This is a genomic window from Faecalispora anaeroviscerum, assembly GCF_947568225.1.
Classification (GTDB): Bacteria; Bacillota; Clostridia; order Oscillospirales; family Acutalibacteraceae; genus Faecalispora; species Faecalispora anaeroviscerum.
Map to the genome: position 1 here is coordinate 2,753,191 of NZ_CANOOQ010000001.1, position 15,336 is coordinate 2,768,526.

General features: G+C 44.2%; 15 protein-coding genes. 14 read left to right on the forward strand and 1 reads right to left on the reverse strand.

All coding sequences use genetic code 11. The annotated features are described in order from the left end of the window. The first annotated feature begins 672 nt into the window (after window positions 1–672). Complete coding sequence (rlmD, locus tag QOS46_RS13475; protein WP_283610514.1) at window positions 673–2,058, forward strand: 23S rRNA (uracil(1939)-C(5))-methyltransferase RlmD; 1,386 nt, start codon at window positions 673–675, stop codon at window positions 2,056–2,058. A gap of 221 nt (window positions 2,059–2,279) precedes the next feature. Continuing rightward, window positions 2,280–2,873 carry a hypothetical protein gene (locus tag QOS46_RS13480; RefSeq protein WP_283610515.1) on the forward strand — a complete coding sequence of 198 codons (594 nt, stop codon included), beginning with the start codon at window positions 2,280–2,282 and terminating at the stop codon, window positions 2,871–2,873. Between the two features lie 6 nt (window positions 2,874–2,879). Here QOS46_RS13480 and QOS46_RS13485 read toward each other — a convergent pair whose 3' ends face one another. Next, window positions 2,880–3,122, reverse strand: a complete 243-nt coding sequence (locus QOS46_RS13485; protein ID WP_283610516.1) for a helix-turn-helix domain-containing protein — start codon at window positions 3,120–3,122, stop codon at window positions 2,880–2,882. A gap of 103 nt (window positions 3,123–3,225) precedes the next feature. Between QOS46_RS13485 and QOS46_RS13490 the strand changes: the two genes are divergently transcribed. The 12 genes from QOS46_RS13490 (at window position 3,226) to QOS46_RS13545 (ending at window position 15,330) form a co-directional block, all read left to right on the forward strand. After that, on the forward strand, window positions 3,226–3,732 hold the full coding sequence (locus QOS46_RS13490; RefSeq protein WP_283610519.1) for an SLOG family protein: 507 nt from the start codon (window positions 3,226–3,228) through the stop codon (window positions 3,730–3,732). A gap of 71 nt (window positions 3,733–3,803) precedes the next feature. Further along, window positions 3,804–5,456: an antirestriction protein ArdA gene (locus tag QOS46_RS13495; protein ID WP_283610520.1), complete on the forward strand. Its 1,653-nt coding sequence runs from the start codon at window positions 3,804–3,806 to the stop codon at window positions 5,454–5,456. Between the two features lies 1 nt (window position 5,457). After that, window positions 5,458–5,745: a DUF4314 domain-containing protein gene (locus QOS46_RS13500; RefSeq protein WP_283610523.1), complete on the forward strand. Its 288-nt coding sequence runs from the start codon at window positions 5,458–5,460 to the stop codon at window positions 5,743–5,745. Continuing rightward, complete coding sequence (locus QOS46_RS13505; protein WP_283610524.1) at window positions 5,742–6,941, forward strand: hypothetical protein; 1,200 nt, start codon at window positions 5,742–5,744, stop codon at window positions 6,939–6,941. The genes QOS46_RS13500 and QOS46_RS13505 overlap by 4 nt, the downstream gene beginning before the upstream one ends. A 95-nt stretch (window positions 6,942–7,036) precedes the next feature. Beyond that, on the forward strand, window positions 7,037–7,783 hold the full coding sequence (locus QOS46_RS13510) for a phage antirepressor (RefSeq protein WP_283610526.1): 747 nt from the start codon (window positions 7,037–7,039) through the stop codon (window positions 7,781–7,783). A gap of 82 nt (window positions 7,784–7,865) precedes the next feature. Further along, complete coding sequence (locus QOS46_RS13515; protein ID WP_283610852.1) at window positions 7,866–8,837, forward strand: DNA adenine methylase; 972 nt, start codon at window positions 7,866–7,868, stop codon at window positions 8,835–8,837. A 28-nt stretch (window positions 8,838–8,865) separates the two neighbouring features. Continuing rightward, window positions 8,866–9,342: a hypothetical protein gene (locus tag QOS46_RS13520; RefSeq protein WP_283610527.1), complete on the forward strand. Its 477-nt coding sequence runs from the start codon at window positions 8,866–8,868 to the stop codon at window positions 9,340–9,342. Then, the gene (locus tag QOS46_RS13525) at window positions 9,335–10,069 is read left to right on the forward strand and encodes a DUF3849 domain-containing protein (RefSeq protein ID WP_283610528.1); all 735 of its coding nucleotides are present in this window, start codon (window positions 9,335–9,337) and stop codon (window positions 10,067–10,069) included. The genes QOS46_RS13520 and QOS46_RS13525 overlap by 8 nt, the downstream gene beginning before the upstream one ends. A gap of 16 nt (window positions 10,070–10,085) precedes the next feature. Beyond that, window positions 10,086–10,643, forward strand: coding sequence for a YodL domain-containing protein (locus tag QOS46_RS13530; RefSeq protein ID WP_283610529.1), 558 nt, complete (start codon window positions 10,086–10,088; stop codon window positions 10,641–10,643). Between the two features lie 97 nt (window positions 10,644–10,740). Further along, window positions 10,741–11,064, forward strand: a complete 324-nt coding sequence (locus QOS46_RS13535) for a SpoVG family protein (RefSeq protein ID WP_283610530.1) — start codon at window positions 10,741–10,743, stop codon at window positions 11,062–11,064. Window positions 11,065–11,102: 38 nt separating this feature from the next. Further along, window positions 11,103–11,375 carry a DUF6133 family protein gene (locus QOS46_RS13540; RefSeq protein ID WP_331654250.1) on the forward strand — a complete coding sequence of 91 codons (273 nt, stop codon included), beginning with the start codon at window positions 11,103–11,105 and terminating at the stop codon, window positions 11,373–11,375. A gap of 13 nt (window positions 11,376–11,388) precedes the next feature. Beyond that, window positions 11,389–15,330, forward strand: a complete 3,942-nt coding sequence (locus QOS46_RS13545; protein ID WP_283610531.1) for an S-layer homology domain-containing protein — start codon at window positions 11,389–11,391, stop codon at window positions 15,328–15,330. The last annotated feature ends 6 nt before the right edge of the window (window positions 15,331–15,336 follow it).

Here is a 15,336-nt window from a genome sequence, read left to right on the forward strand (position 1 = left end):
TTACCCTATTTGGGATTGTGCAAATAATGATAAAATTTAAAAATGAATCTTATTTTTGTGTATTTTTGCAGGAAGCTAGTCTGCCTTCATGCAAAAAACCAACGCAAGCCGAAGTTTTGATGAAAAGATGATTGGCAAGTGGCAGTGTGACTGCCGGTGTGTGTGCCGGAATGTGAGAAAAAATTGACAGATGGCATAATAAAAAGGCTGAAACCGGTAAATAGTTACCGGTTTCAGCCTTTTTGGGGAGGAGTTGTATTGAAAAAGGTACGGCATCCGCCGTGGTCTTATAAACAAATTAAGGGAGATTTCAAAAAAATCTTTTTTCTTTATTCCTAGTATAAACCACTAAATCCAGTAAAGTCAAGAATTTAACAAAAGGTTAATAATGAATCTGCTTTTTTCATAAATTGCATGGAAAACCGATTTAATATTTATTATGATTGACACATTACATGAGAATATTCAAAAAGGAAAAATATTTTACATAATTTTCTTTTCTTGTATTTGACCCGATAAAATGCTAAACTTTTGGAAGAAATACATCTGTTGTGAAAAGATAAAAACAGAGATATCTCCCTCACCGAAGTCGGGGGAGATATCGTAATTATAAATCATTTGTTTTTATCAGTGATTTTGGATCAGAGTGAAAAAACGATCGGAGAGAAAACGATGCTTTTGAAAAAGAATGAGATAGTTGAAATGAAAATCACCGGAATGACCGCAGAGGGCAGCGGCGTGGGCCGGGCGGAAGGAATTGCCGTATTTGTTCCCGGCGCGGCGGCCGGTGACCGCTTGAGGGTTCGCATTTTAAAAACGGCCAAAACGTATGCCTTCGGAAAAATTGAAGAAATACTCGAGCCGTCTTCCGAACGGATTCCCCCGGACTGTCCCAGCTTTTTGCAGTGCGGCGGCTGCGCGTTCCGCCATATTACCTACGCCGAGGAACTGCGGGCAAAGGAAAGCCGGGTGCGCGACGCCATGGAGCGGATTGGCGGGCTGCAGAATCCGGATATCCAACCGATTGTTGGGGCGGAGTATACCGACGGCTACCGCAATAAAGCGCAAATTCCGATTGGGCAGGACAAGCAGGGAAATTTGATAGCAGGCTTTTATGCTAACCACAGCCACCGCATTGTGGGGTGCGACTGCTGTGCCCTGCAGCCAAAGCCGTTTGGGCAGGCGCTGGACGCGTTTCTGGAATGGGCGCGACAAAGCGAAGAGAGCGTCTATGACGAAACCACGCATCATGGCAAGCTGCGTCACTTGTACCTGCGCATGGCACAGGGTACCGGCGAGGTGATGGTCTGTATCGTGGTCAATGGGAACGGCCTGAAGGGGGAGGATTCGCTTGCAGAATTGCTTCGCCAAAGGGTGGATGGCCTGAAAAGCGTACTGATTAACAATAACAGAGAGGATACCAACGTTGTGCTGGGCAGGCGCTTTCGAACGGTCTGGGGGCAGGATTTTTTGACTGACGAGATGTGCGGGCTGCGATTCCGGATTTCTCCGATTTCCTTCTATCAGGTGAATCACGCCCAGGCTGAGCGGTTGTATGCGCTGGCAGGCGAATATGCCGGCCTCACCGGGAAAGAAACCGTGCTGGATCTGTACTGCGGTACCGGTACGATCGGACTTTCGATGGCAAGCCGCGCCGGCCGCGTCATTGGTGTTGAGTCGGTGGAGCAGGCGGTAGCAAATGCCCGCGAAAATGCGCAACTGAACGGCATTGAAAACGCGGAATTCCTCTGTGGGGATGCCGTAGAAGCTGCGCAGCTTCTGGTGCAGCGAGGAGAGCGCCCCGATGTTGTGGTTCTCGATCCTCCCAGAAAGGGCTGCTCGCCAGAACTGGTCCGTACCGTGGCCGATATGACTCCGTCGCGTATCGTTTATGTTTCCTGCGATCCTGCCACCCTTGCGCGCGATCTGAAACTCTTCCATGAGCTCGGCTACGCCGCCGGTCCGGCTACCCCCGTGGACATGTTCCCAAGGACGAAGCACGTAGAAGCGATAATTCTGATGACGTATTGTGTTGACAAGACAAAAAACGAGGGTTAAACCACAACATGTAGTGGTTTTCGGGTGGTTTTGGGGCTAAAAAACAGGCTAAAAAGTGCCGTTTTTGACCTCTAAAAAACAGCGAAAATATAGATGACATAGGGTATTTCATAAGATGTACCGATAAAATTGAATAGTACGCACGCAAATAGGCAGTGGATAATTATAAAATCCACTGCCTATTTTTTATGCCATAAATTTTGAAGAAAGGAGTTTTTCAAATGTCAAGATATTTTTTATACGGCACAAGATTTTCTGAATTTGAACAGATGATGATGCTTGTGCCAAATTTCACCCCAAGAAAGAGAGGACTGATTATTATGGAAAATTTAACGGCTGAGAGCAGCCAAAGTAATGCAACCTATAAAAGATTGGTAAAAAATTGTTTTGGAACCTTTCGTCATCGCTACTTGAACAAGCGATTGCAAAAACTCATTCAGAGCTTTAATGGTGGGTGGTTTTTAACACCTGCCCACGAGCAAAGATTTATGACCATCTGCAAACCCCATACCTCTAAGAAGGTTTGTGCGATAATCTATCTGATTTCTGCCGATGAGGATTTATGGAATCGTGCCTTGGGGAATATCCATTCCGACGAGGTAAGTTTAATGGATATTCCCCTGCGAGGGATCAGTACGGATGGCTATGCGTTGTATCAGACAGCGAGAACAATTGCTACAGGAAAAGAATATATCCATATAAATGAAATTGCCGATGAACAGCTCATCGGCAATTTTGCATTTCGGGCAATTATTCATGGTGTCTTAATTGCAAAGAATGGGAGCCACATAGCACAAAATAATATTGGACTTTAGTAGTCCCTATTTTTCATAGCTCATTAAATCAGTAATACTGCAATCCAAAACATAGCAGATACGAGTGAGTACATCAATATCCATTCGCTCGATATTACCATTGTACCATTTATCAGCTACTTCAAACCGAACATTGGCAAGCTTAGACAGCTTACTCCGTGTCATATTTTTTGCATCCATGATTTCTTTTACATGGAAGTTAATTTTGCCATAATCTTTCATTTCAAAAATCGAGTTAGTATTATCCATATTATTCACCTCTCTACATATAGTCTATATGTAAGATTACATCTTGACTATTTACATTTATATAGATACTATGTATATAGTATTATGCGAAAGGAGAGATATTATGCAGTTAAAAGAACATTCCCTATGCTTCACAGGACATAGGAGCGAAAAACTACCGAAAACGGCAGAACAACTGGAAACATTGAAATTAGGACTATGGGAGAAAATCGACAGGGCAATTGAAAACGGCATCGACACCTTCTACTTCGGTGCTTGCTATGGCTTCGATTTGATGTGTGCAGATATTGTGGCAAAGCGAAAACGAGTGATCAAAATGAGTGACCCCAAAAACATTAAGCTAATTGCAGTAGTTCCATTTGAGGAACAGGCTGCACGCTGGAAAGAATCAGACAGAGAAATCTATTATGACACCCTTCCCCAGTGTGATGAGGTCATAACATTAAATACCCACTACAAGCAAGGCTGCTACCATGAGCGTAATCGCTACATGGTGAATCATAGCAGCAGACTGATTTGCTACTATGATGGAAGCGGTGGAGGGACTGCTTACACCGTAAAGTATGCAGAGCATAAACAATTGCAAATTATAAATCTATATGAAGCTTAAATAGATGAGTCACTTCACCAAAAGGAGTGGCTCATTTTTTACGCCCTAAATCAGAAATGGAGGAACAATAATTGAATATTAGAATTAAAACCGAACATGGTCTGACAGGTCTTGAATTACCTTGCAGAGAGGAAAAAATTGCAGAGTTTTGCAAGGGCCTTGACACCACAAACAATTCCAAAACAGAGATCACAGTAGACTATGTTTATCTGAATGACCGTGCCAATGCACTTCTCTCGGGAAAAACCTATAACCTTGATAAGTTAAACTATCTTGCAAAAAGGTTGGACAGCTTCGACAAAAATGAATTAACTACTTTTTATGCCGTAGCCTACAGCGAAAAGAACAATGACATCGACAGGCTCATCAACCACACTTTTAATACCCACTGTTACAGCGTTGTGAGGGATTTTAGCGACCTTGATTCCATAGGTAAGGATATGTACCTCACCCAGCAAGGTGGAGTAACTATGGAGGAATTAAACCGACTGGATGGCGAAGGCTATTTCAAAAAGGTGCTTGCCGATAACCCCAATCCCATAGTTACCCCATATGGCATTCTCTATAGAAACAAAAATCAGTATGAGCAAGTGTATGACGGCAGCCACTTCCCCGACTATTTATGGGACGATAATATGGGAACCGTCACAATCAGCAAAGACAGCGTCAAGGAATATCTCTATCTGCCCTTTGCTGAAAGCGAACTGAATAAAGCAATGGAACGGCTTGGAGCTGTCTCTACATCCGAATGTGATGTAGAGCTTGATAGTGAATTTTTAACCGACCAAATTCTCGCATCTATTACAGAGGGAGAGCCGATTGAAAATAAGTTGATGCAGCTATCCTATTTCAGCGAAAAGTATGCAGAGCTTGGGACAAGGGAAAAGCCATATCTTGATGCCCTTGTAGAATGCCTTGAGCCTCGCACAGTAAAAGATGTAAATACCATTATGAACAGCCTTCATGAGTTTGAAATCTTCCACGGCATCCATACCGCAAAGGACTATGGCAGATATATGATCATAGACAGCGGTCACTTTGAGTATGATGAAAACCTTGAAGAATACATCGACTTTGAGAAATATGGAAGTCACAGGCTGAAATGGGAAAACGGAGTTTTCACTGATCAAGGATACATTCTCTACCACGGCTACAATATGGAGCTTACCAATATGCTTTCGGAAATCGGCATAGAGGTTGAACCGCAGGAAACCCAAACGCTTAAGCTGTATATGCCCCTTAGAGCCACCACCTACTATGATGAAAATGATTATGGTGATCTGTATCAAGTGGATTTTGAAATAGAAGTATATCCCGAAGAACTTGCTGAATATGAAGAAGAAATTTTAGAAGCCATTGAACATAACAGTCTGCCGGAAGAAAAAGAGCGTGGGCTGATGAAGTATTATGGTGAAAATGATTCGGTTAATGCCAAGGTAAAACGCTATGATTTCTCTGTTGAAAATGTTCGTGGCAAGCTTATGGGTATAGCCACCTTAGTGTTAAATGCTCCTCTTGAGGATAAGGAAATGGAGAAAATAAAAGAAGAAATTTCCGGGCAAGCCAGTGATGGCTGGTGTGAGGGTTTTGAGCAAAGAGAAATCAAATGTAACGGAAAAGAGATTTATGTGAGCTTCTGGCAAAGCAAAAATTGGAGCTTGCAAACTGCCGAAGAACTTGGTATCAGTGAGCCAAAACAAGAACTGACTATGGGAGGGATGTAAAATGCGTGGATTTCCCACACAAGAACAGGTAAATAAAATCAAGGAGCAGTACCCCATTGGTACGGTCATTGAACTGACAGCAGATATGGATGACTCCTACCACCCCATCAAGCAAGGTATGCGTGGTGAAGTAATTGGAACTGACGATATTGGCACCTTGCATATGAAATGGCAAAATGGGAGTGGTCTTGGAGTGATGGTTGGTGAGGACAGCTTCAAGGTTATCTCAAAACCCGAAGAACAGGAAATGGAAACCTCTAAAATGGAGATGGGAGGTATGAGCCTATGAGAGTCTTAAAAGCACAAGTCTACAACCCCGAAAACGAAGCCTTTGCAGATATTGAGCTTCCTGCAAGCTATGAGGAATTAGCGGATTGCTTGCAGATGATAAACGGCACCAACGAGAGCTGTGCTGTTAATGTTAAATACTTCCTTGGAGATGTGGATCTTCTTCAAGGAAGGGAAATACAATCCTGCAGCCTTTATGAGATGAACTATTTTTCCACCTTGATAGATAAAATGCAGGAGCATGAACAGCTGCAATTTGCAGGTCTTGTGGAATGCTATAACCCTGAATATCCTCAAATGAAAGAGATCACCAACCTTGCCCTTAATGCTCCCACTCTCGACTGTCATCATGCTCCTGCCACTACCGATAAGGAAATCGGTGAATTCTACATCGACAATGAACTGCTTCCACAGCTTGCCGACTTGGAGAGCCTTTCCGATGAGCAGTATGACTGGGTATGTGACCACTTGGATAAAGAAAAAATCGGTAAAGAAATGCGTGAACAAGAGCATGGAGTGTTCACCTATGTAGGGTATTTCGTAAAAAACGAGGAAATCAAGCAGTTCTACAATGGAGAACCTGTTGTGCCAAAGCCCTGTGATTACATCTTCCGATTGGAGATTGCCATTGTGCCCCAAGGTGATGAACCAAACGATCAAAATACCATCAGCCTAAAGCTACCCGCAGCCCAAGCGGATATTCTAAGAACCTTGGAGGAAATAGGTGCAAAAAGTATGGATGACTGTTGCTTCTACGGATATGAAAGCCTTATCGTCCAACAGCTTGCTGATTGCTATGGCGACAATGAAGATTTTAATGCACTAAATCACCTTGCTGAAAGAATCAATCGGTTTGACAATGACAACCTTGTAAAATTCAAGGCAATGCTTGAAACTGTGGAGTGCAAGGATATTGAAACAGCAATTGTGGTTTATGAGCATATGGATGAATTTACCCTTGACCGTAGCTGTACCACAGCCACCGATTATGTGGATAAGGTATTGGAAAACCTTGACCTACCCATGAAAGAGAAAATCAGCAACTACCTATCTACAGATGGGTATGGTAAAGCCTTGATGAAGCACAACGGCATCGACAAAACTTCATATGGAATGTTAATTCCCAATGACGGAATCAAGCTGTCTGAGCAAATTCAAAAGCAAAATGATTGTGTGGAAATGACTATGTCTATGTAAGACAAGAAAACTGAATCCCAAAATATTGGCCGTCCTATTGGTGCAGATGCACTGATGGGGCGGCCTTTTTTGTTTTCACGGAAAGGAAGATAGAAATGCATGAAATAAAGATTTTTGAAAACGAGGAATTTGGGCAGGTACGAACCCTGCTTATTGACGGCGAGCCTTGGTTTGTGGGTAGGGATATAGCTGAGATTTTGAAGTATAGCAATACAAGAAAAGCAATTGCTGATCATGTGGACGATGATGATAAAACCGATGGGGTAACGATTCGTGACTCCATCGGCAGAAGTCAGAAACCAATTATTATCAATGAAAGCGGTCTATACTCGCTCATTCTGTCCAGCAAGCTGCCTGCTGCTAAAAAGTTCAAGCGTTGGGTAACCGGCGAGGTTCTGCCCTCCATCCGAAAGCATGGCGCATACATCACCATGCCAAAGCTTGAAGAAATTATGGCTAACCCCGACAGCTTGGAGCTTCTGCTCAAGCAGCTTCTTGCAGAAACACAGAAAAACAAGGAATTAGAGCAGCAACTCACAGTCCTTATACCCAAGGGTGAATATTATGACAGGCTGATTGAAACTGAAATGCTCACCAATCTTCGTATTACCGCACATGAGCTTGGTATCAAGCCTATGGCATTCACGCAATTTCTTTTGGACAACAAATATGTCTATCGGGATACACACCAAAAAGTGCTTCCCTATCAGCCCTATGTCCATGATGGCGTGTTTGTAATTAAAGATTTTCGCAAGAACGGCTTTCACGGTAAACAAACGCTGATTACCGTATATGGCAAGCTCTATTTGCTGACAGAACTGAAAAAAGAAAACCGCATTTAAGGCCGATTGTTCCGCTGTTTTTACAGCAGAGCAGTCGGCCTTTTTTTGTGCCGTTTTTCATCTGAGGGGGTGATAAAAATTGATGAAAAGCATTATCAGCTGGGTGGGCGGCAAAGGCAAGCTCATGTGGCTGATTAACCTACTTGCTCCGCCCAGGTATGAACGGAGCATTGATGTGTTTGGTGGCAGCGGAACAGTGACATTAAACCTCGACTGTCCCCCAAGTACCCTAAAGGTATATAACGATTTCAATGCCAATCTTGTGAATCTCATGCGGTGTGCCAGAGATAAGCCGCTTGCACTCATTCGTGAGATTGGTTTTTTAACCCTTAATGCCCGTGATGACTTTGAGGTGTTTAAGCGTTTCATTGCAAAAGAAGAATTTACCGAGGAAGATTTAAAGCAGGAGTTAAAGCTCACGGAAATTATGCTCTCGCCGCCAAGTGTAGCAGAAGCCAAGGAACTGCTCCTTGCCAATGCAGAGGAAAAGGATATCAAGAGAGCCGCCATTTATTACAAACTGCTTCGTTATAGCTTTAATGCCAATGGCGATACCTACGGTGGCAAACGATGTGATGTCCGCAGGTTCTTTGTGGATATTTGGCGGTTTAACCGTGCCTTTTCGGAGGTCACCATTGAAAATAAGGACTTTGAAGCCCTTATCAAGCAGTACGATAGACCGAATGCCTTTATCTATTGCGATCCCCCGTACTATGATGCCGAGGGATTTTATGCCGTGGCATTCCCAAAAGCCGACCATATCAGGCTTAGAGATGCACTTAAGAAAGCACAGGGATATGTCATGGTCAGCTACAACAATTCAGCAGAAATTATAGAGCTTTACCAAGACTTCTATATTTTCCATACTACAAGACCAAACAGTATGTCCCACAAGGAAGGAGATGTTTATGAAGAACTGATTATCACCAACTATGACCCAAGACCATATCTCCAAATGAAAAATCACCAATTAAACTTGTTTTCTTTTATCAATCTTTTGAATGAAGGAGAATACAAACTCATCCACGAGCCTTCATCACCTTTGAAGGCTTAATTTTATTTTATAGAAAGAAGGAATTTCAATGAAAAACAATCAAAACAAGGGCTTAACCGTAAGCAATGAAGCAATTACAAAAGCAGGCTTGGGAGATGAAATTGCAGTCATCCACACAAAGGGCGCCATCGTCATCGCCAATGCCAAAATGACAGCAATGGAGCTGATTAAGACCATTGACTCCCTTGCGGAAATCACACAGGGGTATCTCTCCATCTTGGCAAAAAACTGTGGTGAGTGCGATGACTGCGGTCACTGTGAGGATTTGGACTTTGAGGGTATCCACTTGCCCGATGCGGTTTTGGAGATTGCCGGAATCCCCGAAGGAACAAAGCTGAATGCCTTTGTGGAGGAAGATGCCGGTATCATTCACATTGAGCCTGCCGAGTACGACCATGACATCTCCGATGTGCCGCCTCACTTGCTTGAGCTTTTCTCCAATTATGGTATCTGCCTCGGAGAACTTGATGCACTTTTGGTAAAGGGGGAGCTTCTGCATGGATAAAAAATATGTGTATCCCTACAGTCTAAACGAAGCCAAGCGAAACGGTGAAATGGAACAGTACCAAGAATCTCTACGAGAAAATAACCGCTGTGCTGACTTTATTGAGGACACGATCAATGCCAATTTTGACGGTTACCACTTAGGTCACGATGTTGCAAAAATGGTGATTGCAGAGTTTGGCTATGACAGAGTGAACTTCGTCCTTGCAAATACCCTGCAAGAGCTGTCCCACGATGGCAGATTTTCGAGGGATAACAAGGAGTGGGCAAAGAGTATCTATATCCCCGAAAATAAAATTAACGGTATGAATGCCAATGCCGAGTTCCGTGTGGACAGCCATCCCGCTGTCCTTGACGGCTTTGTAAACCAAGCGAGAAAGGAATATCAGAGTCTCAATCTATGGAATTACACCCACTGCAACGACAAAACCCATCTTAACTACACAGGCAGAGTGATGGTACTCAATCCTACCTGCTTAAAAGACGATTACAAGACACCTCGTGATCAGCTTGTTTTATGTGAAGGTGGTTTTGGCTGCAGTCCAACGGCCAGCGGCAGAAAGGTGTTCGGCAGATTTCTTTCAGACGGAGAAAAATGCCAGTATGGCCGCAGTGACTATATCGGGGAGCTGAAAGCCGAGCTGCTCCCCGATTGGGCAAGAGAAAAAGTGCAGGAGATGACAAATCAACAGCAGTCCTCGCCTGTGATGGGAGGGATTGAAATGTAGTAGATTGGAGGAAATCATGGAAAGTGTAAAACTCAAAAACAGCCTGATTTACTATTATGGCAGCCCCTCAGGGTATCTGAAGGATGGCACGGCGAATATTGATACCATGTTTCAGTGTGAAGAAATCTTAGCTTGGTGCAAAGATAAAAAGTATCAGCCTTGCTTTTCTGAGGGTATCTTTGAGAGTCTTGCGAGGAAGGAGGATGTATCACAGTTTATGAAAAATGAAGAATCCCTAAAGAATGTCCGAATCTGGCAATTAAAATCCGATTCGGATTTTTCTATGCGCTTTATCTCCTTTGATGAATTTGAGAAGCAGTTCGGGCAGCCGGACAAGAACAGTTATGAAGTGATCTTTGATGGCAGCTTGCCCACCAACAATCTTGATGCAATCTATGAGATTTGCAACATCAACCACCCCGATGGCTACAGGGGTCACTCTCTTTCCATGTCCGATGTAGTGGAGCTGTATGACGAAAACGGCAGTGAATTTCATTATGTGGATCGGTTTGGATTTAAAGAGATTGGCTTTGAAGCACAGGAGCAGTCCCCGCAATTTGATATGAAAATGTAGCCGTAGTTTCTATGGTGTACATTTTCTATGGTGTTGCGGAGGTTAAGAAAAAAATGCAGTATCCACAAAACGATTTCAAAAAACAGGAGGAAAACAGATGAAGCAGAACGATGCTTTGGCTCTTGATGTAAGAGTCAATCCCGCCCAAAGCGGTGACAAGGTAAAGGCTTATGCCTCGGTGAATATCGGCGGTGCCTTTGCAATCAAGAACATTCGTATTATCGAGGGCAGCAAAGGGCTTTTTGTGGCTATGCCCAGCGTGAAAAACCATAAGGGAGAATATGACGATATTTTCTTCCCCATCACCAAGGAAAGCCGAAAAGCCTTTAACGATGCAGTTTTAACTGCCTATGAGCAATCGATGGAAATGGCAAAGAGCCATGAACAGGAGCAGAAAACCGAACCCGAAATGTCCATGTAAACCTATAAACCAAATAAAATTATTGGAGGAAAAATACTATGAAAACCATTAAAAACATGATCGCTAAGGCTAAGAATGCAGTGAACAATGCAGCCGTTAAGGCAACCACCTTTCTTATGGTTCAGAAGAATAAAATGCGTCTTGCGGTGGCGAACAACAGCGGTGAAAATTATGTCGATAGTGCCGTAAAAATTCTAATTGCTGTGGTTTTGGGCGGCCTGCTCCTTGCCGGTCTTTACGCTTTGTTCGGAGATGTGGTTATGCCTACGCTAAAAACCAAAATTCAGGAAATGTTCAACTACGCAGGTTAAGGGGGATTAGAGTATGAGAGAAAAGCTGAAAAAGAGCGCCTCTCTGCTCATTATCCTTTGCCTTGTTCTCTCTGTATTCGGGGGCAGCGCCTATGCTGCCCACCGATACTTTGAGGATGCCAAAGGACACTGGGCGGAAGATGCGATCAAAACACTCACCGAGCAGGGTGCAATTGCAGGATTTCCCGATGGGCTTGTTCATCCCGATGAAATTATCACAAGAGCAGAGTTTGCTACTTTGCTTGCAAGAACGATGACCGATACCGTTAAAGCAGACGCAAATACCGCTGCGTTTACCGATATTGGCGGTCACTGGGCAGAGCAAAGCATCCACTATTTGGTGCAGCAGAAAATTATCGACACCGATGATTATGAAAATAAGCTGTTTTCACCCAACGAGCCAATAACTCGTTTAGAAATGGTAAAAATGCTTGTTCGTGCCTTGGGCGATAACTGCCATAGCAAGGACTGCATTTGTGACCTTGATTTTACTGACATCAGTCTCCTTGAAAAAGAGGATAGGATGTATCTTTGCATTGGCGAAAAATATTTCATTATCAAGGGCTACCCCGACAAAACAGCCAAGCCAAACGATAACGCTACCCGTGGCGAAGCCTTTGAAATGCTTGTGAAAGAGGAAGAAGCCAAGGATAAAATAGAGCAGGAAAAGCCGCCTGTGATCAAGCCGGATGAAAAGCCTTCCGGTGGTGGTGGAAATGGCGGTGGCGGTTCGTCCTATGTCCCAGCTCCGCAGTTTAGCTTTACACTTCCCAAAAACAGCTATGTAGGCGAGGAAGTAAAGATTTCGCCCCAAGCCAAATATGTAAGCTCGGTTTCATGGAGCATCACCAAGGACGAAATTCCAGTGGAGCTGTCCTCCGTCTTTGAGGGCGAACTCAATAAGGATGGCGGTACACTGAAAGCAAAGAAAGTCGGTAAATATACCATTACCGCTACTGCTAAAAACAGCCGTGGCAGAGAGGGCACTCATAGCCAAACGGTGACGGTATATCCCGTAATTACAATGGATTTTACTCTGCCTAAAACCGCACACACCGACACAACAATTCCTGTAGAATTGAAAATCCAAAACCTTGGTCAGAACACTGTGGTATGGTCGCTGACACAGGACGGAAAGGCACTTGAGCTTGAAAAAGCCATCGCCGGTGAGCTTACCCATGCAGGCGGAACAATTCAGTTTAAGGAAAAAGGCAGTTATGTATTAACCGCCAAAATTACAGATGAAATCGGCAAGGAAACCACTGTTTCCAAAAACATTGACATCTATCCCGTAGCCGAAATTAAGCTGACACTGCCTACAATTTCCCACACCGATAAAGCAGTCACCTTACAGACAGAGAGCAAAAATACAGAGGATTTGACAGCAGCTTGGACACTGACCAAGAATGGTGTGCCTGCGGAGTTACAAAGCCAAATTGAGGGCGATGTGAGCCTCTCAGACAGCACCATTCGTTTTAAGGAAAAAGGAGTCTATCAACTTATAGTAGCCCTAACGGATAAAACTGGTAGAACCTTTACTGATACTGCAAAAATCACCATCTACCCTGTGGGTGCTGTAGGCTTCTATATTCCGAGCATTCTCCACACTGATGATACTGTAAAGGTGGAAACCACCCTTGCAGAAATCGGAGAGAAAATTGCCACTTGGACTGCCACTAAAAACGGCAAGGAAATTCCTCTATCTGATGCCATCACAGGAACACTTACCAATGAGGGTGGCAATATCCGTTTCAAGGATAAGGGCGAATATATCCTCAAATGCTCATTTACCGATGACGGTGGCAGAGCCTATTCCTATGAGCAAGCAGCAAAGGTCTATCCCGTTCCCACTGTTACCTATACACAGCCAAAGCTCATTCATACCGATACCAAGGTAGCCATCAATACCACAGGCACAGACTTGGACGGACTTAGCTTGGAGTGGCTTGTAGACAACAGCTTCGGTTATCAAGACTGGGACACCTTTGTTACAGGAAATCTTAATAACGAGGGTGGAAATATTTACTTTAAGCGAGCAGGAATTTATGAGCTTGTGGCAAGAACCACCGATGAAACAGGCAGAGTATTCCTCTTTGAGCCTAAGAACAAAACCGAGGTGCTGCCGGTGCTGACCCTTGGCTTCGAACTCCCCGAGGTTGCCTACACCGATACCCAAATCGACATTCGAACCAGTGGTCACAACAATACTCTGCCAATGGAGTGGTCACTTACTAAGAACGGAAAGAGCATCGCAATATCCTCCGCTACTGATGGGGAGCTTAATAAGTTAGGTGGAAAGGTGCGTTTTACCTCTCACGGTGAATATGTCCTGACCGCCAAGATGGTGGATCTTCTTGGCAGAAGCTATTCCCACAGCGAAAGCATCACCATTATGCCTATCGTAGATTTTGCTTTTACAATGCCCACAACAGTGCATTACGGCAAGTCTTTCGAGGTTGCAATCAGCAAATCTCAACATACAGAACAAGCAAATGCGGTATGGACTTTAAGCAAGAATGGTGAATCCTGCTCCTATGTTGGCGAGCTTTCCAAGAATGGAGGAACAATCGCAATCAATGACATTGGTGAATTTACGCTGACTGCGGTTGTCACCGATATCTTGGGCAGAGAGTGCCGTTATTCCCAGAGCATCACGCTGACCAACACCCTGCCGGTAATCAGTGAAGTTAACGCAGTACCGACAAGAACAGTAAAAGACGGCAAATTCCTTGTAAAGATTTCTGCCAATGCTACCGATGCAGACGGCGATACCACCACATTGGAATGGCAAGGCAGAACCGAGGGCGATTACTATGCTGTTGGTACGCACACAATCAAGGTACGAGCAAAGGACAGCACAGGAGCCTATGGTGAATGGATAAACAAAACCTTTGAGGTGATCAATGCCGCACCTACCATCAGCGCGTTTACCGCATCCCCGACAAGAACAGTAAAAGACGGCAAATTCCTTGTAAACATTACTGCTGTTGCCACCGATTCAGACGGTGATGATGCTACATTAGAATGGCAAGGCAGAACCGAGGGCGATTACTATGCTGTTGGTACGCACACCATTAAGGTACGTGCAAATGATATTGCCGGAGCATATTCCCAATGGATAGAAAAGAGCTTTACTGTTGTGAGCAATAATCCTACTGTAACACTCACAGCAACACCTACCCGTACTGTAAAAAACGGTAAGTTCCTTGTGAATATCTCTACTACAAGCAATGATGCTGATGGAGATGCTATTACCTTGGAATGGGAAAACAAAGCAGCCGACAACTATTATGCGGTTGGAACCCATACCATTCGTGTCCGTGCCAAGGACAGCACAGGAGCTTATTCCGAATGGGTAAGCAAAACATTTACTGTGGCAAACTCTGCACCCACTCGCCCTGTGATTACAAGGACACCAAACGGCAATAGTGTAACACCGGGAACAGCGGTAACCATTACCGCCAGCAGCACTGATCCAGACGGCGATGCCATCACCTATGTGTGGGAAAATCGCCCAGCAGAAAGTTATGTCTATCCTCTTGGAAAAAATGTGGTTCGGGTAAAAGCAGTGGACAGCACGGGAGCAGAGTCTCCTTGGGCAGCCATCGTGTTCTTTGTGGCTGACGGAAATGGCAGTGGTGGTATGACATTGACAGGACCCGACTCTACGATTTTGGAGAACGGTATTGAGGGTGCAACCATCACCAAATACACCTTTACTGTTCCGCCGGTCAGTGGACACAACGGCAATGATTACGGTCGAGTGCGTGGATACAATGTGCTGACCAAGCAGTGGGATCAGCTTGACTACGGCACCACTTCAAACGGCATTACCTTTGAAAAGAGCCTCAACAGTGGTTTGTATTCCAAGCTTGAGTTCTATTATTTTACAAATCACAATTGCATGTATGGGAAATCAAACATCACCTACAGCGTAGAGTATTTCTTTGAGTAAATGCCT